Origin of the sequence: Sorangium sp. So ce117 (genome assembly GCF_051524395.1) — a bacterium.
GTDB classification, from domain to species: Bacteria; Myxococcota_A; Polyangia; order Polyangiales; family Polyangiaceae; genus Sorangium; species Sorangium cellulosum_B.
On sequence record NZ_CP150309.1, the window covers coordinates 5,391,975 to 5,412,795 of the forward strand.

Genomic DNA, 20,821 nt, shown 5'->3' on the forward strand with positions numbered 1-20,821 from the left:
CATCCATGGCCTCCAGGATCCGGGCCTGATTCGGCTCCATTTGCGCGGCGGTGGGCTTTCACGACGGCGAGCGCTATGACTCCGCCCCATGAACGACCCGGCCTCTGCCGAGCCTCCCCCCGGCGCTCTGCCGGCCCCTCCTGGAGCGACGCAGCGGGCGGTGACCCGCGCGGACGATGGTCCCACGCAGCACGGCGCTGCTCGCCGTGGCGCCGACGCTACCGCGGCGCACGGCCCTCACGGCGGCAAGGCCGCGCTCGCCCTGGCCGCGCTCGGGGTCGTCTTCGGCGACATCGGCACGAGCCCGCTCTACGCGCTCAAGGAGTGCGTGAGCGCGACGCACGGCGTCCCGCCGACGCCCGACAACGTCCTCGGGCTACTCTCGCTCCTCTTCTGGTCGCTGATGATGGTGGTCACGGTCAAGTACGTCACCTTCATCACGCGGGCCGACAACGACGGCGAGGGCGGCATCCTCGCCCTGCTCGCGCTGGTGCCGGAGCGGCTGCGCGCCAGCGGGACGCAGGGCGTCGGGTGGCTCGCCGGGCTCGTGGTGCTCGGCGCCGCGCTCCTCTACGGCGACGGGGTCATCACGCCCGCCATCTCGGTGCTGAGCGCCATGGAGGGGCTCGTGGTGGCGACGAGCGGGCTCAAGCCGTTCGTCGTGCCGCTCACCTGCGCGATCCTCGTCGGGCTCTTCAGCGTGCAGCGCTGGGGGACGGCGCGCGTCGGCAAGGTCTTCGGCCCCATCATGGTCCTCTGGTTCACCGCGCTCGCCGTGCTCGGGCTCGTGTTCATCGCCAGGAACCCGGCGGTGCTCGCCGCGCTGAACCCCGTGTACGCGGCGCGCTTCTTCGCCGCCCACGGCTTCCACGGGTTCGCGATCCTGGGGTCGGTCGTCCTCGTCATCACGGGGGGCGAGGCGCTCTACGCGGACATGGGGCACTTCGGGCGCGGCCCGATCCGGCTCGCCTGGTACGCGGCCGCGCTCCCGGCGCTCGTGCTCAACTACTTCGGCCAGGGGGCGCTCCTGCTGCAGGAGCCCGAGGCCGCCGCGAACCCGTTCTTCGCGATGGTGCCGAAGGGTCCCCTCACCTACGCGCTGGTCGCGCTCGCCGCCATGGCCACCGTGATCGCGTCGCAGGCGCTGATCTCGGGCGCCTACTCGCTCACGCACCAGGCGATCCAGCTCGGGTACCTGCCGCGGACCCAGGTGCGCCACACCTCGAGCGAGGCCGCGGGGCAGATCTACATCCCCCTGACGAACTGGGCCCTCGCGGCCGGGTGCCTCGCGCTCGTGCTGATCTTCCAGCAGTCGAGCCGGCTGGCCGCGGCGTACGGCATCGCGGTGACCGGCACGATGGGGATCACGTCGATCGTCTTCTTCGTCGTGATGCGGCACACGTGGCGCGCCCCGCTCGCGAAGGCGCTGCCGCTGCTGATCCTGTTCCTCTCGTTCGATCTGCCGTTCTTCGGGGCCAACCTGATCAAGTTCCTCGACGGCGGGTACGTGCCGGCGGTCATCGCCGCGGTCCTGTTCGCCATGATGGTGATCTGGAAGCGAGGCCGCGCGATCCTCGCCGAGCGCTTCACGCGGGCGGCCCCCTCGGTCGACACCTTCGTGCGCGATCTCGACGCGAAGTGCCGCGCGCGGGTCCCCGGCACGGCGGTCTTCCTGAGCGCACGCGTGGGCAAGACGCCTTACGCGCTGACGCACCACCTCAAGCACAACAAGGTGCTGCACGAGACGGTTGTGATCTTGACCGTCGTGACGGAGCACGTCCCGCGGGTCGCCGACAGGGAGCGCCTCGACGTGACGAGCCTCGACAAGGGGGTTCACCAGGTCGTCATCCGCTCGGGCTTCATGCAGTCGACCGACGTGCCGGCCCTCTTGCGGCGGGCCGCGGCGGCGCACGCGCTGCCCATCGATTTCGCGGACGTGGCGTATTACCTCGGCCGCGAGACGATCCTCGCCACCGACAGGGGCCGGATGGGCAGGATCACGGAGACGATCTTCGCGGTGATGGCGCGGAACGCCGGCGCCGTGCCCGACTACTTCAGGCTGCCGCCGGAGCGGGTGGTGGAGATCGGCGTGCAGGTCGACCTGTAGCGCTCGGTGAAGATCGGCGCGCAACGCGCTCGGTCCACCTCCGCTGGGCTTTCGCGCGCTCGAGGCGCTATGACTCGGCCCTCATGAAGATCCCGCTCCTGGGCCGTTTCCTCCCCGCGCTCGGCCTGTCGCTCCTGGGCTGCGCGGAAGGGCCGCGGACGCTCACGGTCGAGGTCGTGCCGGGGCACGAGGCGACCGCGTTCCAGGAAGATCCACCTGTCGCCCGGATCGAGGTGACCGCGACGGCGGCCGAGGGAGACGTCACCGTGTCGGCGGCGGCGGCGCCGGGCGGCGAGCTCGATTTCGGCGAGATCCCGGCGGAGCGGGCGTACACGTTCGATGTGCGCGGCCTCGACGCGGGCGGCGCGATCGTGGTGCGGGGGCGCTCCGCGGCGGGCATCTACCTCGCCGCGGTGACGGGCGACGTGCTGCCGCTCTTCGCCCAGCGGACCGGCCGGTGGGCGCGGCCGCCGGGCGAGCTCGCGGCGTCGCGCGTCGGCGCGCCCGGGGCGGCGCTCGCGGAGCGCTACCTGATCCTCACCGGCGGCGCCGCGGCCGAGGGCGCCGCGGCGGGTGGCGTCGACCCGGCGCGGCTCGACGCGTACGACCTCGCGGCGTGGGGCGGGAGCGCCTCCAGCGGCGCGCTCCCGCGGGCGGCGCGGTCGCTCGTGGTGCGGGGAGACCTGCTGCTCACGCTGGACGGCGAGGGCGCGAGCTGGACCGACGTCGCGGCGGGGCAGAGCGCCGAGGCGTCGCTGCCCGAGGGGCTCGGCTCGTTCGCGGAGGTGGCGGGCGGCCGGACGGTCGAGGCCTCGGACGGGCGCTCGTTCGTGGTCGGCGCGACGCGCGCGGGCGCGGCCGCGGGGGCGGCGGGCGCGCCTTCGGACAAGGTGCTCGTCGTCGGCGAGGACGGGGCGCTCTCCGTGGCGAAGCTCCGCCACGCGCGGGCCGGCGCCGCGGCCGTGTGGGTGGAAGGTCTGGGCCTTGTCGTCGCGGGCGGGAGCGCGGACGGCGAGGGGCTGGAGTTGCTCGGCGACGGCGCGACCGAATTCTCGCCGAGGCCGTTTCCGCCGGATGCCTCCGAGGGGGCGGGCGCCGCGATCACCGGTCCCGGGGAGATCGCGCTCGTCGGTGGGGTCCAGGGCGGCGCCGCGGTGCCTACGCGGCGAATCGCGCCGGGGTGCGCCGCGACCTGCGCGGCGGTCGAGGTCGAGGGCGCCGCGCTGACCGCGGCCATCGGGGGCGTCGCCGCGTTCGCGCTGCCCGGCGGGCGCATCCTCGCGGTGGGCTCCGAGGCGGGCGAGGACGGGCTGACGCGGAGCTTCATCGTCGACGTCGCGGCGGCGCAGGTCGAGGAGCTGCCGCTGAGGGAGCCGCGGCGCGGCGCGGCCGTGGTGCCCGCGCCGAACGGGACGCTCGCGGTGCTCGGCGGGGTCCACGCGGATCGGACGCCGGCGCTGACGATCGAGACGTTCTTCCCGGAGTGAGCGGGCGACAAGCGGGCTCGCCGGGCCGGCGCAGGCGCAACGGCACCTGATGCGAGGCTCGTCATCGTCACATAGATATCGCCGAACGGAACCTCGATCGCGTTCCGGCCGAAGCCCGGCGCCATGCCCGCATACCCATCCATCGTGCGCACGGCCCGGAGCTCCCGGGATACGCGCGGATCGGGTCTTTCACGGTGTCTTCACATATCCAAACAATTCCTTCGTTCGCGTGACACATTTTCACCACAGGATCTCCATCGACCACGCGAGCACGGGAGTGAACCGATGGAGATTAGATTCCTTACGACCACGGCGACGGCCGTTGTGCTGGCCACCGCGGCGCTTCAGGGTTGCGGCGACTCGACCCCTGACGCCGACGGAACCACGGGGACAACCGCCAGCACGGGGATGGGAGGTGGAGGCGCAGGGGGAGCGGGCTCGGGCGGCGAGGAGAACGACGCCAAGGAGGACCCCGATTACGATGCTGCGTTTCCGCAGGACCGCGTGCCGCGCCTCGATATCACCATCACGCGGGAGAACTGGCAGGCCATGCTCGACGACATGACCGCCCAGGTGGGCGCCTTCGGCGAGGGCGGCCTCGGCGTCCCGGGTGAGCCGGGCGGCGCGGGCGGCAGCGCCCCGGGCGGCGCGGGCGGCGCCCCGGGCGGCCCCGGCGGCGCGCCGCCGCAGGAGCTCTTCGACGCGTGCGCCGGGCTCGCGCTCGGCGACGCCTGCGCCGCCCAATTCGCAGGGAACGAGCTCGCGGGGACATGCGCCGAGCACAGCGACGGCAGCCTGTTCTGCCAGCCGAGTGGTGGGCCGGGAGGGCCGGATGGCGGCAGCATCGATCTGATCGACGACACGCCCATCTACGTCGAGTGCGACGTCGCGACCGAGGACCGGGAGTGGCATCACGTCGGCATCCGCTTCAAGGGCAACTCCAGCCTGGCCATGTCCTGGTCGCAGGGCAGCTTGAAGCTCCCGCTCCGCCTGTCGTTCGATAAGTTCGAGGACGATTACCCGGAGATCAAGGACCAGCGGTTCTACGGCTTCAAGAACCTGAGCCTGGCCAACGGCACGGGGGATCCATCGCTCGTGCGCGAGAAGATCGCGACCGAGATCTTCGCCAGAGCGGGCGTCCCGTCGCCGGCGACCGCCTTCTACCGGGTCTTCATCGACCACGGAGAGGGGCCCACCTACTTCGGGCTGTACACCGGGACCGAGCTCCCCTCGGACAAGGTGTTCCTGAAGACCCAGTTCGGCAACGACGAGGGCAACGTCTACAAGCCCGACGGCGCCGGCGCGACCTGGGCCACGTGGGATCCGGACACCCTCGGCAAGGAGAACAACAAGGACGAGGCCGACTTCTCGGACGCGAAGGCGCTCTTCGACGCGCTGCACGCGGACCGGACCGGCGCCCCGGCGTGGCGCGCCGGGCTGGAGGCTCACCTCGACGTCGAGGGCTTTCTGCGCTGGCTCGCCGTCAACACCGTGATCGAGGACTGGGACCAGTACGGCCGCATGGCCCACAACTACTTCCTGTACGCGGACGAGGACAGGGACGGCCAGTTCCGGTGGATTCCCTGGGATCACAGCTTCGCGTTCGCGACGAGCGGGGGATTCGGCCAGGGGCTGTCCCTCTCGCTGGACGAGTTGACCGACGAATGGCCGCTGATCCGCTTCCTCCTCGACGATCCGGTCTACGCCGAGATGTACCGGGATAACCTCGCCCAGACCGTGCAGGTCGATTACGAGCCGGCCGCCGCCGAGCAGCGCTTCCGCGAGGCGCACGCGCTGATCGCACCGTACGTCGTCGGCCCGGAGGGCGAGATCGAGAAACACACCTTCGTGGAATCGGAGGCCTCGTTCAACGATGCCCTGAACGAGCTGATCGCCCACGCCAGCACGCGCCAGGAGGACGTGACCACGTTCCTCGGGCAGTGACGCACAGGGATCGCTGACCGGCGAGCGCCGCGCGGAAGGGCCATATATGAACGAGCTGTTCGAGCCTGTCATCACCGGGAACGCCTTCGAGTGGCGCAGGGCCGTGGTCGCCCTCCTGCTCGCCTTCGGGCTCGGCCAGGTGATCGCCGCCGTGTACATGGCCACCTTTCGCGGCCTGTCGTACGCGCGGACCACCGTGCATGGGATGGCCATGGGCAGCATCATCACGTGCATGCTGATGCTCGCCGTGGGCGCCAATATCGCCGCGGGCATCGGCGTCGCGGGCGGCCTGAGCGTGGTCCGCTTCCGCACCACCATGCGCGATCCGCGCGACATCATCTTCGTCTTCGCGGCGCTCGGCGTGGGGATGGCGAGCGGCCTCCAGGCCTACGGCACCGCCATCTCGGGGACGCTGATCTTCGGGGGCGGGGCCGTGCTCCTCCACGTCACGGGCTACGGCGCGCGCCGGCAGCCGGATGGCCTCCTCCGCTTCGTCGCGCCGCCCGGACAGGGGGTCGAGGAGGCGATCGCCAGGATCCTCCGCGCGCACTGCCGCACGTTCTCCCTGGTGACGCTCCGCGAGGCCGCGCAGGGGACGCTCATGGAGCACGCCTACCAGATCAGCGTCCTCACCCCCGAGCTCCGCACCCCGCTCGTCACCAGCCTCCAGGCCCTCCCGGGGATGCGCGACGTCTCCCTGCTGCTGCAGGAGCCGACGCTGGATCTCTGAATCAGGGGCCTCGGATACCCACGCTCCCGCCGGTCCCTGCCGGCTGCTCCTTTGCACACCACGTGGAGCGTGGCGCCAGAGACCCAGAACGAGCTTTGAGGGCAGTGGACCAGTGCCGTTGATTCATTGCGCTGTTCAGCGCGCGAGGATCCTTCCATGATGATCACCCACCGACTCCGCGCGGCGCTCCAGGACGCCGCCCCCTGGATCTGCCTGGTCGCCACCCTCGGCGTCACCTCGTACCTCCATTTCGGCGGCGACGATCGCGGGCCCATCGTCGGCTTCGAGCAGCCGGTGCTCCAGGCGCTCGCCCCCACCGAGATCGCGCGGGTGGCGTCGATCCACGTCGGCCTCAACGACGAGGTGGCCCCGGGGCAGATCGTGGCCACGCTGGACACCTCCGCGATCGACGCGGAGATCGCCGTCGCCCAGGCGGAGGCGGCGCAGCTCGAGGCCGAAGCGCGGGCCGAGCAGTCCCTCCTCACCCACGAGCTCGACCTGACCGTCGAGGAGCTTCAGCGCGATCTGGCGCAGCAGCGCGAGGAGCAGCTCCAGGCGAGCGCGGAGGCCAAGGTGCTCGGCGACGAGGTCGCCAGGGTCAAGCAGCTCGTCGAGGACCGGCTGGCGGTCGTCGACGACCTCTCCAAGCTCACCGTGCAGCAAGCCGGCGCCGCGGCCCTCGCCGCGGAGAAGCCCCGCACGCTCGGCCTCCTCTCCCGGCAGATCCAGGTCGCCAAGCAGCGCCGGCAGGAGGCGGAGGGGCAGCCGCCCGCGGCCGCGGCCAAGCTGGAGGCCGACCTGCTCGTCGCCCGGCGCAACGTCGAGATGCTCGAGCAGCGCCGGGCGGGCTACGCGCTCCGCGCCACGAGCAGCGGGCGCGTCGCCGGCATCGACAAGCAGGTCGGCGACGTGGCCGCGCCCGGCGAACCGGTGGTGCGCGTGGTGAGCCCGCGCGGCACCGTGGTCGCCTGCGTCCCGGAGCGCTCCGCCCTCGGCCTCGCCGAGGGGGACGCCGCCCGGCTCTGGGTCCGCGGCCAGCGCGGCGAGCCGCTCCCCGGCAAGATCGCCGCGCTCGGCCCGCTCGTCGCCGAGCTGCCCATGCGCTGCTGGACGTCGCCGCGGCAGCCCATGTGGGGCCGCGAGGTCACCATCGCGCTCGAGTACCCCGTGGACGTCCCCGCCGGCCAGGCGTTCGACGTGGTGTTCAAGCCCGGCCACGCCACGCTCAGCGCCGCCCCGTCCCCCGCCGCCCCACCGCCGCCCGCCGCAGCGGTGCGCGCGCTCGCCATGCGGGTGCCGCCGGCGCTCTCGCGGCGATCGCGGTTCGAGCCCTCGGGGCTCCTCGTTCGCCCCGCCGAGGGGCGCTACCTGATCATCAGCGACGACACGGGCCATGACGGCAAGGACGACGAAGGCGCGCCGTGGCTCTTCGCGATGTCCGCGACCGGCGCCGTCGACCCGGAGCCCGTCGTGGTGCAGGGCGTCGACGAGCTCGTCGACGTCGAGGGGATCACCGCCGGCGACGCGGGCGAGATCTACCTCCTCTCCTCCCAGAGCTACAACAAGAAGGGGCGGCGCAAGCCGGGCCGCACGGCGCTCCTTCGCCTGCGCAGCGACGGGCAGGGCTTCCGCGTGGACGGCGAGGTGCACCTCGCCGAGATGCTCGACGCGAGCGCCGAGCGCGCCGCGGCGCTCGGGCTCCCGCGCGGCACGCGCGAGCTCGACATCGAGGGCATCGCCTTCCACCAGGGCTCGCTGTACCTCGGGCTGAAGGCCCCGCTCGACGCGCAGGGCAACGCGATGATCTGGCGGATCGCGTCGCCGGGCGCGCTCTTCCCGGAACGGCGGCCCGCGACGGGCAACGCTGGCAAGGGCAAAGGGAGCGAGCCCCCGGTCGACCCGAAGCTCCTCGAGGACGCCGGCCTCTCGCTCTGGGCGCGCGCGCGCGTCGACGTGGATCTCGCGGGCCGGCCCACGCCGGGCGGCATCTCCGATCTCCTGTTCTTGCCCGACGGCTCGCTCGCCATCGCGTCGACGCCCTCCACGGCGGACGGCGACGCGGGCGCGCTCTTTCGGGTCGACGGCCCGCAGCCCGGCGCCCTCGCCCCGCGCCTCGTGCAGCGCTTCCCGGGGCTGAAGCCCGAGGGGATCGCCCCCTCGCTGTCCGCGGGCAAGCTGATGGTCGTCTTCGACGCCGGCAGCAGCGCGCCGTCATTCCAGGAGCTCTCGTGGGACCGCTGAGGGTCGAGCGCGCCCTCCTCGCCGCGCTGGGCCTCGCGCTCGCGGGCTGCTACGCGCCCAGCGGCGCGCCCGGCGTCGAGCGCGCCGTCGCCCTCTACCGCCAGGACCGCGCGCGCGGCGGCGTTCCCCCCGCGCCGCGAGGAGGCCCCACGCTCCGCCCTGGCGCGCGCGCGGCCGTGGACGCGGCTCCCGGCGCGCTGACCGTGGACCAGGCGGTGGCCATGGCCAGGGACAACAGCCCGCGCCTCGCCGAGCTCACCGCCCGCGAGGCCGCCGCCGCAGCCGCGGCCGCGCCAGAGAGCCACCACGAGAACCCGGAGCTCCGCGTCTCGCAGCTGCGCCTCGACGAGGTCCTCGCCGGCGAGCCACGGCTGGCTGCCGGGGTCCGCTTCCGCCCCGCCCGCCCGGGCGAGATCGACGCCGAGGTCGCCGCGGCGCGCGCCGAGGAGGCCGCCGCGCGCGCGGAGGCCCACGCCGAGGCGCTCGCCGTCGAGGCGGACATCCGCTGGCTCTTCGACGACGCGGTCCTGCTCGAGGCGGAGATCGCGGCCGCGGACGCCCTCGTCGCGGCGCGCCGGGCCATCGCCGCGAACGCCAGGACCCGGGTCCAGGCTGCCGCGGCCACGGCGCTCGACGAGGCCAAGGCGGAGCTGTCCGCGATCGAGGCGGAGCAGGACAGCGTGGACCACCGCGCGCGCCTGCGCGCCGTGCGCGGCGAGCTCCTGGAGCGCGTCGGGCTCGACCCCGCCGCGCCCGTGCGCCTCGTCGGCGATCCGCTGGCCGCGTGGCCGCCCCCCGCGCTCCCCTCGGAGGACGCGCTGATCGAGACGGCTCTCAGAAACCGCCTCGAGGTCGCCGCCGCGGCCGCGCAGATCGACGCCGCCGACGCGCAGGCGTTCATCGAGCGCCGCAAGCGCTGGCCCTGGTTCTCGTTCCTGGAGCTCGGCTACGAGTTCTCGCCTGGCACCGAGCGCGGGCTGGGCTGGACGCTCGAGGCCGGCATCGAGCTGCCCATCTTCAACTCCAACCGCTCGGCGACCCTCGCCGCCGAGACGGCGACCCGCGCGGCGCGGAGCGGCCTCGCCGCCCAGGTGAGGCTGGTGGCGCGCGAGGTGCGCGCCCGCCTCCGGGAGGTCGAGGCCGCCGCGACGCTGGTCACCGAGCTCCGCGCCCGGGCGCTCCCCGTCGCCGAGCGCGCGGCCACGGCGGCCCGGCGCGCCCTCGAGGACCGGGCCCTCCCCGCCGTGGACGCCCTCTCCACCGACGAACAGCGCCTGGAGATGGAGATCAAGCTCCTCGATCTCCTGCGCCGCCACCGCACGGCGCTCACCGAGCTGCGCCGCGCCGTCGGCGGCCACCTCCCCGCGGCGCCGGGCGGCGCCGCGCGACGATGAAGAGGAAGGGTGGGAGATCGGCGGCTCACCCGCCGCGCCCGCCCCTGCTCGGCGATCGCTCCCCCGGCAGCGTCAGCTCCGCGTTCACGCCATAGCAGTACTTCGAGAACGAATAGCGGATGAGATCGAGGCGCTTGACCAGGGCGACCATCCACGCCGGCGGCCGCCGCTCGAACTTGAGCTCGAGCACGGTGACGGGCTCCGCCGTCCGCGTCTGCGCCGTGTGATCGATGGGCCGCCACCTCCGGGGATCTGCCTCCAGATCGAGCGAGTCCCCGCGCTGCACCGCGATCTTGCGATCGAACGTCAGCCGCGCGTACGCCTCGACGTCGCTGATGAACGCCTCCCGCTCGTACTCGACGAGCACCGCGGGGCGCAGGTGGTGGCGGTGATACGGGGCGAGGAAGCGCAGGGCCCCTGCCCGCGCCGCGGGGGGGAGCGCGGAGAGCGCCGTGTCGTGCCCTGCGAGCACCTCGCGCCACAGCTCCGCCGGCACGGCCGCGCGCGTCTTCACGATGACGTCCAGCACCCGCCGCTTGACCTCCAGGAACACGGGGCTCGCCTTGCTCCCCGGGTAGACGCGGGCGCGCAGCTTGAAGCGATCCCCCTGCTCCCGCTCGTTGGCCCAGTAGAGGTCGAAGCGATCGGTGTCGAAATAGAGCGACCGGATGCGGTACGTCCCGTCGGGCCCGGCGTATTTGTCGATGCGCGAGGTCGTCCGCGCCGTGGCGCGGATCGCCGGGATGAGCCGATCCGGGATCAGGTATTTGTACTCGTAGCGCTCGATGATGCTGTCCATGGCGGAAGGAGAGCGGCGCGCGCTCAACGTGCTTGATCGTAAAGCCGACGGTGGGACTCGCAAGAGGAGGAGTCGACTCCGATTGTTTTCATTTATGAACGAGGCGTTTGGATTCGTTTACGCGCGTTGACGGGCCCCGCGATGCCGGATTATCAACTCGGCATGGGACTGACCCAGGACGCCTTCTTCTTCGACGCCCTCGCCGAGCACGCGCAGAAGAGCGCCACGGCGAGCAAGCTCCTCCTGGAAATGCTCGACCGGCTGGAGGACGCCCCGGCCATCGCCAAGAGAATCAAGGAGATCGAGCACGAGGGGGACCGGATCACGCACAGCTGCCTTGCTGCGCTGCACAGGACCTGGATCACCCCCCTCGATCGGGAGGAGATCCACGCGCTGATCACCCGACTCGACGACGTGCTCGATTGCATCGAGGCCGCCAGCGAGCGTATCGTCCTCTTCGAGATCAAAAGCGTGCTAGCGGAGGCGCGCCTCCTCGCGGAGTCGGTGGTGGCCGCGTGCGTCACCATGAGCGCGGCGACCAGCTCGCTCCGCGACGTGAAGAACCGCGCCCGGCTGCTCGAGCTCTGCGTCGAGATCAACCGCCACGAGAACGCCGCCGACGCGCACTACCGCGTGGCCCTGGCGGCGCTCTTCAAGCAGGGCAGCGACCCGCTGCTCGTGATGAAGTGGCGTGACATCTACGATCAGCTCGAGAACGCCACGGACCGGTGCGAGGACGTCGCCAACGTCATCGAGGGCGTGGTGCTCGAGCACGCATGACGACCTACGTCATCGCCATCATCGTCGTCGCGTTGGCCTTCGATTTTATCAACGGCTTCCACGACGCCGCCAACTCCATCGCCACCGTGGTCTCCACACGGGTGCTCTCCCCGCGGAGCGCGGTGGTCTGGGCCGCGCTCTTCAACTTCATCGCGTTCGCCCTGTTCGAGCCGACGGTCGCCCGCAACATCGCCAAGGGCGTCGAGCCGGCCTTCATCACCCCCAACGTGATCCTCGCGGCGCTCACCGGCGCGATCCTCTGGAACCTGCTCACCTGGTGGTGGGGCCTGCCCTCGTCGTCCTCGCACGCGCTCATGGGCGGCTTCGCGGGCGCGGCCGTGCTCAACGCCGGCCGCGTCTCTGTGCTCGACGCGAAGATCTTCGGGACGACCGCGGCGTTCATCGTCGCCTCGCCGCTCGTGGGCTCCGCGCTCGGGTTCGTGCTGATGCACGCCATCCGGCGGCTCGGGCGGCGCTCGGCGCCCGGCACGGTGGACATGCGGTTCCGGCGTCTGCAGCTGCTCTCGGCAGCGGCCTATTCGCTCGGGCACGGCGGCAACGACGCGCAGAAGACCATGGGCATCATCACCGCGCTGCTCGTCTCGACCGGCGTCCAGGAGGGCGGCGCGAAGATGCAGCCCATGCTCTGGGTGGTGCTGGTCTGCCACGCCGCCATGGGCCTGGGCACGCTGTCGGGCGGGTGGCGGATCGTGAAGACCATGGGGATGAAGATCACCAAGCTCAAGCCGGTGGGCGGCTTCGCCGCGGAGACCGCCGGCGCGGCCACGCTCTTCAGCGCGACCGCGCTGGGGGTCCCGGTGAGCACCACCCACACGATCACCGGCGCGATCGTCGGCGTCGGCGCCGTGAGCGGCCGGCTGTCGGCGGTGCGCTGGGGCGTGGCAGGCCGCATCGTCTGGGCCTGGATCTTCACCATCCCGGCCTCGGCGCTGCTCGCTGCCCTCACCTACGCCGCGGCCCGCGCGGTGACCGGAGCGCCCTGACCGAGGCCTGCGAACGCGGGGGCCGGGGCGCCGTGCTCGCCTCGAGGCGAGCAACACAATCGCTCACAATCCGTTCACACCTCCAGAACAGGGATCCCGCAGGCTCGGGGATACAGCTCTATGAAAAAGAAAGTCTCGTCGCTGTTCGCCCTCGCACTCTTCACCACGCCGATCTCGATCACCGCGTGCTCCAGCGAGCCTCCGGCGCAGGACCCGTCCACGACGCAGGGAGGATATCCTCAGCAAGGAACCACGCAGGCATACCCGCAACAGGGGTATCCACAGCAGGGGTATCCGCAGCAAGGATACCCGCAGCAGGGGTATCCGCAGCAAGCCTACCCGCAACAGGGGACCACCGCGGCGCCCACGACGACGGCGACCGCGGCCGGAACCACGACAAACCCTCTGGCGTTGCCGTGTCAGTCCGACGCGAGCTGCGGGACGCACAGGTGCAACCTGACCGCGCAACGATGCTCGTTCCCGTGCGCCGGAGCGCAGGACTGCGCGGCCGGCAACAGCTGCATGATGGGCCTCTGCGTGCCCGGGGCGGCCCAGTGACGCCATGCGAGGCCCGCCGGCTCGGGCCTGGAACGTCGTTATCTCGCGACCGCCGGGGGCGGTGGCTTCCTCGAAACACCTAGCCTTCGCCGCGCTTGCGCGCGCGCATCTCCAGCCCATCGACGCGATCGTCGTCGCGACCAGCCGCCGGCGCGCGCGCGATGGGGAGCCGCACGCGCGCGCGCGTCCCCTTGTTCGGGGCGCTCACGAGCTCGATCTGGCCCCCGTGGGCGTCGACGATGCGCTTCGCCAACGTAAGGCCGAGCCCCAGGCCTCCAGTCGCGCGGGTGCGGCTCCTGTCGGCGCGAAAGAACGGTCGAAATACGCGCGGAAGGTCCGCGGCGGCGATGCCGACGCCTTCGTCGATCACCTCGATCGTGACCTCGCTCCCACCGCGTGCAACGAGCTCGATCGCGGCGGAGGTCCGGTCCGTGTACTTGTGGGCGTTCTCGAGCAGATTGTCGATGACGCGCCGGAGGAGCACGGCGTCGGCGTCGATCGAGGGCAGATCCTCGGGCACGTCGATCCGCAGCGTCCGCTTCGGATGCGCCGCGCAGAAGCGCGACGCCGCGTGCGCGAGCAGACCGGCGACGTCCACGTGCTCGCGCCGGAGCGGGGGGATGCCGCCTGGCGAGGCGGCGTCCTCGAGGTCGAGCCGCGCGGCAGTGAGGACGTCGGTGATGAGCCGCTCGAGCTCGTCAAGGTCGCCGCCGACGTCGGCGAGCAGCTCCCGCGCGACGGCGACGTCTCCCTCCGCCTCGGAGATGAGCGCGAGCGCCATCCGGATGCGCGACAGGGGCGTGCGCAGCTCGTGCGAGACGTTGGCGAGCAGCTCCCTCTCGGCCCGCAACAGCTCCGTCACACGGTCGGCCATCTCGTCGAAGGCGCGGGACACCTCGCCAAGCTCGTCCCGGCTCGGAAGGACGGCGCGGGCCTTCAGGTTGCCGCCGCCGAAGGCGCGCGCGGCAGCCGACAGCTGGTGCAGCGGGCGCGTGAGCGTGCGCGCCAGGAGCCACGACGAGACGCCGACCACGACGAGGACGAAGGCGATCACGCGCAGCCCGCTGAACGGCGGCGGCGGCGGGGGGGCCATCAGCTCGACCAGCCCGTCCCGGCCGTCCGGAAAGCGTATCGGAGACGTATAGCAGCGCGGTGTCTCGGAATCCGGCGGCCAGGCTGAGCCCGTCGGGGCGCAGCGCAGAGCCCCCGCGGGGGCGCCGCTCGCGAGGACCGCGCCGTCCGGATCGATCACGGTGATCGTGGCGCCCAGCTCTTCGCGCGCGCTCGCGAGGACGCCCTCGAGCGCGCGCGGGTCGTGCGGGTCGTGCGGATCGTCGATCGATCGGGCGATGACGCTCGCGATGAACCGGAGCTGTTGCCTACCGGGGCTCTGGCCGGTCCGCCGGTTCAGCTCCATGACGGCGATGAAGCCGGCCACGACGACCGCGATCTGCGCGAGCCCCACGAGGTAGATGCGGAGCGCCAGCCGCCCGCGCAGGAGATCCCGGATCGCCATGCTTCACGCGTCGTCGGCGAAGACGTAGCCGATGCCGCGGACGGTCTTGATGATCCGGGGGCTCCTCGGATCATCGCCGAGCTTCCTGCGCAAGTGGGAGATGTGCACGTCGATCGACCGATCGAACGCCTCGTCTGCGCTGCCCCGCACGAGATCGACGAGCTGCTCGCGCGTGAGCACGCGCCCTGCGCGCCCGGCCAGCGTGTAGAGCAGATCGAACTCGTAGGTCGTGAGCGACAGCTCGGCGCCGTCGAAGATCGCCCGCCGCGCGGCCGGATCGATGGTGAGCGAGCCGGTGACGAGGCGGCGCTCCGAGGTGGGGCCCGCGAGGCCGCGGGCGCGCCGCGCCTGCGCCCGGATGCGCGCCAGAAGCTCCCGCGCCGAGAACGGCTTGGCGATGTAGTCGTCCGCGCCTCCTTCGAGGCCCAGCACGCGATCCGTCTCCTCGCCGCGCGCCGTGACCATGATGATCGGCGTATCGACGCGGGCGCGGAGCTTCTGGCAGACCTCGAAGCCGTCGATCTCGGGGAGCATGAGATCGAGGAGGATGACGTCGGGGCGCTCGCGCAGGACGCAGGCGATGCCCTCGCGGGGCTCGGCCGCGACCGTGACGCGCATGTTGTGCGATTCGAGGTACCGCGCCGTGAGCCGCGCGAGCTTCTCGTCGTCCTCGATGTACACGATCGACGCTGCGCACCTCTCAACTGCCATCGTCACCGCAGCGTAACATTCGCGCGCCTGGCGGAGACGCCCGCTAACCGTTGCTTAACATGGATGCAGCGGGCATGCGGCCGCGAGCGCTGCACGAACCCTCCGGGTTGGGACGACCATCGCCCAGGGCCGGCCCGGCCGGCCCTGGGCCGCGGTGGCTGACCGTGGGCGGGCTGGCTGCCACCTCGGCGGCCCTTGTTTTTGAGGCAGCCATTTCACCCATGGGTTTCGCCGGGAGATCGGGTGCAGCCCGTCGGCCGTCCGGCGCCTCCGAGGGCAGCCACCGACCGAGCGCAAGATCCTCCAAGTCGGCCGGCCCGCCAGCGCGTAACTTCCGCGAGGTCGGAAGGAGGACTCATGATCGGTGGCATCAAGCGCGCGCAGGCCAAGGCGGGTTCCGAGGCGGAGTTCGAGGCGATCTTCAGGACCCACGCGGCTGCAGTCCGGGCCCATGAGCCGGGCACGCTCAGCTACGATCTGTTCAGGGACGGCGCGCCTGGGCGCTATGTGGTCCTGGACCGCTATCAAGACGGGAGGCGCTGGCCGCCCACTGCGGCTCGCCTCACGGAGCCGCCTTGTTTCCGCGCATGCGTGCGCTGCTGGAGCGCCTGGAGGTGAGCTACTTTCCGGGCCGCGAGCCGGGGGACACGCGATATACAGCCCTCGCCCTGACGCGCGCTCCCCTGGACACGGCGTTCCGTCTGGCCGCGGACATCCGCCTCCTGCCCCGCTGGAGCACGCGCTTCTGCCAGGGATTGCGACAGGAGGGGGAGCGCTGGATCGTGAGCTCCCCCCAGGGAGACGTGCGCTTCCGCTACGACGCAGATCCAGCCGCGGGCGTGGTCTGGCACTGCGCGGAGGCAGGCAGCGGAGAGCTGCGGATGCCCATGCGCATCGTGCGGCACGGCCCCGGGAGCCTGCTCCTCTTCACCATACAGGCGCCGCCGGGGTGCTCCGAGGCGGCTTTCGACGAGCAGAGAGAATGGGTGGATCAGGAGCTGGCTCAGCTACGAGATCTGGTCGAGGGGTCTTAGCGTGGATTTCGCGCCTACGAAACCGATCCGAGGCGTGAGAAATCCGCCGTCGTAAACGGAAGTCCTTGAAAGAAAGGCTCGGCGTGGCGACCCGTCCGGGTTGCTATGACCAAACGAAGGCACACGCCGAGCACCTCCAAGGTGCGTCGACGCGAGCTCGGGTTCAAGAGGAAAGGCGACGGACGGCACCAAGAGCGAATCCGGCGGCCAGACCCTCGCAGCATTCACGTCGAGCCCACGGAGAAGAACCTGACGGGCGTCGCAGGGCTCGCCCCGTTCGGCGCCTTCATCCGCGAGCTCGGCATCGACGCGGCCCTGAGCCGCTGGTTCTCCCGGCTGAAGACCGGCCGCACGGTCATCTACCCGATGGCTGCGCAGATGCGCCTGCTGATGGACAGCGCGCTCGCCGGCGAGGAGCGCGTCTTCGGCATCGAGGCGCTCGCCGTCGATCCGCTCTTCGTGCGTCTCGCCGGCGGCGTCGTCCCGAGCATCGACACCGTCTACCGGGACCTGTGCCGGTTCGATGAGGAGGCGCTCGAAGCGCTGCACAGCATGGTCGTCGACCACGGGCTCGCCCTCGTTGCTCGCCGAAAGCACCGTTTCGTGCACATCGACGTCGACACGACCGTGGAGCCGCTCTTCGGGATGCAAGAGGGGGCACTTCCGGGCCCGAACCCACGCTACCGTGGCCGGCCGAGCTATCATCCGATCCTGGCGCGCATCGCCGAGGTCGAGGCCATTGTCGGGGCCAAGCTGCGACCGGGCGACACGAGCTTCGGCGAAGCCGATGTGCCCTTCGTCGAGGAGTGCATCGACCGGGCGCGCGCCGCAGCGCCGAGCGCGGCCATCTACGTGCGGATCGACGGCGCGGGGGATTGCAGCGCCTTGATGCACGCCGTCGCCACGAAGGAATGCTTTTTCCTGACCAAGGCGCGGATGAGCCCTGATCTGGTCGGCAGGGTCGCGTACGCCACCGGATGGCGTACCATCGACCGGGATGCCGACGGTCGTCCTCGACGGCAGGTGACCGAGGTCCCCTTCCGGCGCAGCGGTTGGCCGAATGGAGTCCGCGTGATCGCCGTACGCACACGCGATCGGGAGAACGGCAAGCAGATCTACCTCTGGGAGGGCCTCGACTACACGGTGCAGGTCTTCTTGACCAACGAGCCGGTCGAAGCGCCGGAAGACGTCGCGGCGCGGTATGACCTGCGCGCGGGCATCGAGCCACTCATCGGCGATCTCAAGCACGGATGGGGATGCGGTCGCGTGCCGAGCCATAGCTTCAACGCCAATCATGCCGCGCTGCTGCTGAAGTTGCTGACCGCCAACCTGATGCGCCGGTATGTCCTCGACCATGTTCCGCACCTCGCGACCTGGCGAACGCCGTGGTTGCGGCGCGCGCTGATCCTCGTCCCTGGAAGGTTGGCCCGCTCGAGTCGGTGCACGAAGCTGCACGTGCCGGAGCGCTCGCAGCTCGCTCGCCGGCTCAATTGAGCCCAGAACCAGCCGAAATCATGGTGGGGGGTAAGGGGGGCGTGTGCCTTTGCGCCGCGCTGAGCGCACCCGATTGTAATCGACGTCGCATTCGTCGGCGGAACGCCACTCGCGCGTCGCCGTCGGCCCACTCGTGCCCCGTAGGCGCGAAATCCACGCTTAGTACTACAGCCAAGATTGCCACCACGCCGAAAACGGCGCGGCGACCCGGGACTTTGGAGCGTTTCGCCCCGTCGCTCGATCGCTCTGGCGCAGCTCTTCCCGGCGCGGCCCGTCGGCGCGGACAGCAACCGGCGCGAGGGGCCCTCGCGGGCTGCGCCGCCGTCACCGCCCCGGCTGCCCGGCCGGCGGCTTCGCGCTGTGGGCTTGCATCGAGCCGCGGACGCAGCGGAAGCCGACGTCGGCGTTCTTCGCGCTGGCGAACATGAAGTGGCGCGCCGCGGCCCGCAGCCGGTTCTTCGCGACCACCCGCCACGAACCGCCGCGGAGCACGCGCCCGTAGCCGATGGAAGGCCCGACCGGATTGCTCACCGGCCCCTCGACGGCCTGGTAATCGCCGTACCAGTCCCAGCACCACTCCCAGACGTTGCCCGCCATATCGAGGATCCCGAACGGCGACGCCCCCTTCGGGTAGTACCCCACGGGGCTGGGTCCGGCCCGCATGGCGAGCACCGGGCTCTTGATGCGCGCGTCGCTCCAGGCGAGCTGGTCCGACGGCGGCTCATCCCCCCACGGATACATGCGTCCGCGGGCGCCCCGCGCCGCGTACTCCCACTCTGCCTCTGTGGGGAGCCGATAGCCGTTCGCCTCGCGATTCCAGATCACGCCCTCTCCTTCGAGCTGGTATGCGGGCCCGAACCCTCGTAGCGCGGACAGACGGTTGCAGAACTCGATCGCGTCCCACCAGTTGACGTTGTTCACCGGGAGCTCGTCGCTCGCGGGAAGCCCCGGGTTCGTGCCCATCACCTCGCGGTAGAGCCGCTGCGTCGTCGGATAGACGCCCATCCTGAACGCCGCGACCAGCACCTGCCGCCGCGGGCGCTCATCGGGCTTCGCCAACACGTCTTCGTCCGCGCTGCCCATCCAGAAACGCCCGCCCACGATCACGGCCATCTCGATCTTGGGCGCGCTCGCGGCGCGGCCGGCGTCCTCCTCGGCGTCCACGGCGCGGGCCACGATCGCCCCCGGGCTCCCCGCCGGCGCGGTGAAGGCCGCGGATCCGACGGCAGGGATCCCGGTCGCCGGCGTCGCCGTGGCGGAGGGCACCACCGCCACGGGCGGCGCGGCCGGAGGGGACTCGGACGGGCCGCGCCGCGCCTGCAGCGCGCCCCGCGGCCGGCTCGCGATGCGCAGCGCCGCGCAGAGGTCGTCGATGCTGGCGTACCGCTTCTCGCGCTTCCACGCGACGGCCTGCTCCAGGACGGCCTTGACCGTGCCGTCGCATGAGAGCTCCCGCAGGAACGCCGCCCGGTCGTGCACCGCCTCGGCCGGCAGCTGGGCGCCGTGAAAGCAGAAGAGCGCGGTCATCCCGAGGCCGTACACGTCGGCCCGCGCGTCGGCGTCCTGGGGCCGGTCCATCGACTCGGGCGCGCTGTACACGTACGTGCCGAGCGCCCCCGTCCGCGTCCCGCCGGTCGTGTCCGCGGCCGCGACCAGGTCGAAGTCCGTGAGCCGCGGCTCGCCCGACGGCTCGAGCAGGATGTTCGCCGGCTTCACGTCGCGGTGCACGAGGCCCTTCGCGTGCGCCGCGCGCAGGGCCTCGCCGACGCGCAGGACGAGGGGGATCACCTGCGCTGCCGGGAGGCGCTGCTGGAGGACCGCCTGGTGCAGGTCGCCGCCGCTGACGAACTCCATGATGAAGAAGTGGAAGCCGCCGTCCTCGCCGTGCGGCTCGATCACGCGCACGACGCCGGGGTGATCGAGCCCCGCCATGCGCTGGGCCCCCCGGAAGAAGCGCTCGCGCCGGAGCGCGTCCTCCGCGAGGCTCGAGTGCAGCACCTTGATGGCGACGACCTGGCCCTGCTCGTCGTCGCGCGCGCGCCACACGTTCGCGAAGCCGCCTCGCCCGACGCGATCGAGGAGCAGGTACCTGCCGCGCTGCCCCAGCCTGTCGCCGGCGCGGAGCTGGCCTCCCTCGCGCAGCTGCCGCCGGAGCTCCAGGACCTCGCGCTGCGCCTCGGCCGTGTCGCCGCCCGCGAGCTGCAGCGCCCCGAGCCGCACGCGCGCGCGCTCCAGCTCCTGGGCGAGCCTGCGGGTCTCGGCGTCCGGGTAGGTCGGCCTGTGGCTCTGCGCGCGCGGGCGCCTCTTGTCGCTCTTGTCGCTCTTCTCGTTCTTCTCGAGCGCGGCGCGGATGCCGAGCGCCACGTCGGTCCAGGCCTCGTCGCGATCGGCCCGGCCCTGGATGGGGCGCTCGTTGTCCGGCAACGCCGCGAGGTGACCGAACGGCGCGCCCTTCCAGTCGCACGCCCTGAGCAGGATCGGGATGACCCGCGCCGAGCCGGCCGCGTGGCGGGCCATCGCGCGCTCCATCTCGACGTCCCAGCAGGACGGCGAGGCGATGAAATCCGAGCTGACGAGCAGCAAGATGAGCTGCGCCGCCTCGAGGCGCTCGCGCACCTCTTCCTCCCATCGGGCGCCGGCCTCGAGCTCCCGGTCGTGCCACGCCCGCAGGATCCCCTGTCGCTGCATGGGCGCCAGGTGGGACACGAGCTCCCGGAGAGCGGATTCATCCCTGCGCGCGTAGGAGATGAATACGTCGATGGGTTTCTGCACGGACGTCCGAGGTGCCAGCCGGGAAGGCGCGTGATGCGGCGAGTCGACCAGGGGAATCTACAGGAAGAGCAAACGACCCCTTGGAAGTCAAGCCCATCGTCGCGCCCGCGCGGTGGTCTCGCACGGCTCACACGGTTCGCACGGTTCGCACGGTTCCCGCGTCTCGCACCATCCTCGCGGGTTCATACGGCTCGCCCCGACCTGAGCCCCTGGAATTGACTCTCAACGTAACCGCCCTGGCGTGGCCGCT

The 20,821-nt window shown here is 71.8% G+C and carries 16 protein-coding genes; 12 read left to right on the plus strand and 4 right to left on the minus strand.

The window, feature by feature from the left end:
- The first annotated feature begins 88 nt into the window (after nucleotides 1-88).
- The 6 genes from WMF46_RS20030 to WMF46_RS20055 all read left to right on the plus strand — a co-directional run bounded on the left by WMF46_RS20030 (nucleotide 89) and on the right by WMF46_RS20055 (nucleotide 9,903).
- Nucleotides 89-2,107: a potassium transporter Kup gene (locus WMF46_RS20030; RefSeq protein ID WP_437987069.1), complete on the plus strand. Its 2,019-nt coding sequence runs from the start codon at nucleotides 89-91 to the stop codon at nucleotides 2,105-2,107.
- A gap of 83 nt (nucleotides 2,108-2,190) precedes the next feature.
- Nucleotides 2,191-3,594: a hypothetical protein gene (locus WMF46_RS20035; protein WP_437987070.1), complete on the plus strand. Its 1,404-nt coding sequence runs from the start codon at nucleotides 2,191-2,193 to the stop codon at nucleotides 3,592-3,594.
- A gap of 285 nt (nucleotides 3,595-3,879) precedes the next feature.
- A complete protein-coding gene (locus WMF46_RS20040) occupies nucleotides 3,880-5,538 on the plus strand; it encodes a CotH kinase family protein (protein ID WP_437987071.1) in 1,659 nt (552 codons plus the stop codon).
- Between the two features lie 46 nt (nucleotides 5,539-5,584).
- Nucleotides 5,585-6,268, plus strand: coding sequence for a DUF4956 domain-containing protein (locus tag WMF46_RS20045; protein WP_437987072.1), 684 nt, complete (start codon nucleotides 5,585-5,587; stop codon nucleotides 6,266-6,268).
- A 156-nt stretch (nucleotides 6,269-6,424) separates the two neighbouring features.
- On the plus strand, nucleotides 6,425-8,509 hold the full coding sequence (locus WMF46_RS20050; RefSeq protein ID WP_437987073.1) for an HlyD family efflux transporter periplasmic adaptor subunit: 2,085 nt from the start codon (nucleotides 6,425-6,427) through the stop codon (nucleotides 8,507-8,509).
- Nucleotides 8,497-9,903 (plus strand): TolC family protein, encoded by a 1,407-nt coding sequence (locus tag WMF46_RS20055; RefSeq protein WP_437987074.1) that lies wholly within the window; start codon nucleotides 8,497-8,499, stop codon nucleotides 9,901-9,903. The genes WMF46_RS20050 and WMF46_RS20055 overlap by 13 nt, the downstream gene beginning before the upstream one ends.
- Before the next feature lie 25 nt (nucleotides 9,904-9,928).
- Here WMF46_RS20055 and WMF46_RS20060 read toward each other — a convergent pair whose 3' ends face one another.
- Nucleotides 9,929-10,702, minus strand: a complete 774-nt coding sequence (locus WMF46_RS20060) for a polyphosphate polymerase domain-containing protein (protein WP_437987075.1) — start codon at nucleotides 10,700-10,702, stop codon at nucleotides 9,929-9,931.
- A 141-nt stretch (nucleotides 10,703-10,843) separates the two neighbouring features.
- Here WMF46_RS20060 and WMF46_RS20065 point away from each other — a divergent pair, with 141 nt between their 5' ends.
- The 3 genes from WMF46_RS20065 (at nucleotide 10,844) to WMF46_RS20075 (ending at nucleotide 13,044) form a co-directional block, all read left to right on the plus strand.
- The gene (locus WMF46_RS20065; protein ID WP_437987076.1) at nucleotides 10,844-11,482 is read left to right on the plus strand and encodes a DUF47 domain-containing protein; all 639 of its coding nucleotides are present in this window, start codon (nucleotides 10,844-10,846) and stop codon (nucleotides 11,480-11,482) included.
- Nucleotides 11,479-12,486, plus strand: a complete 1,008-nt coding sequence (locus tag WMF46_RS20070; RefSeq protein WP_437987077.1) for an anion permease — start codon at nucleotides 11,479-11,481, stop codon at nucleotides 12,484-12,486. Before WMF46_RS20065 ends, WMF46_RS20070 begins: the two co-directional genes overlap by 4 nt.
- Nucleotides 12,487-12,606: 120 nt before the next feature.
- Nucleotides 12,607-13,044 (plus strand): hypothetical protein, encoded by a 438-nt coding sequence (locus WMF46_RS20075; RefSeq protein WP_437987078.1) that lies wholly within the window; start codon nucleotides 12,607-12,609, stop codon nucleotides 13,042-13,044.
- Nucleotides 13,045-13,123: 79 nt separating this feature from the next.
- Here the strand turns inward: WMF46_RS20075 and WMF46_RS20080 are convergent, their stop codons facing one another.
- Nucleotides 13,124-14,560: a HAMP domain-containing sensor histidine kinase gene (locus WMF46_RS20080; protein WP_437987079.1), complete on the minus strand. Its 1,437-nt coding sequence runs from the start codon at nucleotides 14,558-14,560 to the stop codon at nucleotides 13,124-13,126.
- A 3-nt stretch (nucleotides 14,561-14,563) separates the two neighbouring features.
- Nucleotides 14,564-15,271: a response regulator transcription factor gene (locus tag WMF46_RS20085; RefSeq protein WP_437987080.1), complete on the minus strand. Its 708-nt coding sequence runs from the start codon at nucleotides 15,269-15,271 to the stop codon at nucleotides 14,564-14,566.
- A 357-nt stretch (nucleotides 15,272-15,628) separates the two neighbouring features.
- Here WMF46_RS20085 and WMF46_RS20090 point away from each other — a divergent pair, with 357 nt between their 5' ends.
- The 3 genes from WMF46_RS20090 (at nucleotide 15,629) to WMF46_RS20100 (ending at nucleotide 17,799) form a co-directional block, all read left to right on the plus strand.
- Entirely contained in the window at nucleotides 15,629-15,889 is a 261-nt protein-coding gene (locus tag WMF46_RS20090; RefSeq protein WP_437987081.1) for a putative quinol monooxygenase, read from the plus strand.
- Nucleotides 15,859-16,305: a hypothetical protein gene (locus tag WMF46_RS20095; protein ID WP_437987082.1), complete on the plus strand. Its 447-nt coding sequence runs from the start codon at nucleotides 15,859-15,861 to the stop codon at nucleotides 16,303-16,305. Before WMF46_RS20090 ends, WMF46_RS20095 begins: the two co-directional genes overlap by 31 nt.
- A gap of 105 nt (nucleotides 16,306-16,410) precedes the next feature.
- On the plus strand, nucleotides 16,411-17,799 hold the full coding sequence (locus WMF46_RS20100) for an IS1380 family transposase (protein WP_437980858.1): 1,389 nt from the start codon (nucleotides 16,411-16,413) through the stop codon (nucleotides 17,797-17,799).
- A 324-nt stretch (nucleotides 17,800-18,123) separates the two neighbouring features.
- On the opposite strand, the gene WMF46_RS20105 is transcribed toward WMF46_RS20100, so the two are convergent.
- Nucleotides 18,124-20,571 carry an SUMF1/EgtB/PvdO family nonheme iron enzyme gene (locus tag WMF46_RS20105; RefSeq protein WP_437987083.1) on the minus strand — a complete coding sequence of 816 codons (2,448 nt, stop codon included), beginning with the start codon at nucleotides 20,569-20,571 and terminating at the stop codon, nucleotides 18,124-18,126.
- Nucleotides 20,572-20,821 lie beyond the last annotated feature (250 nt).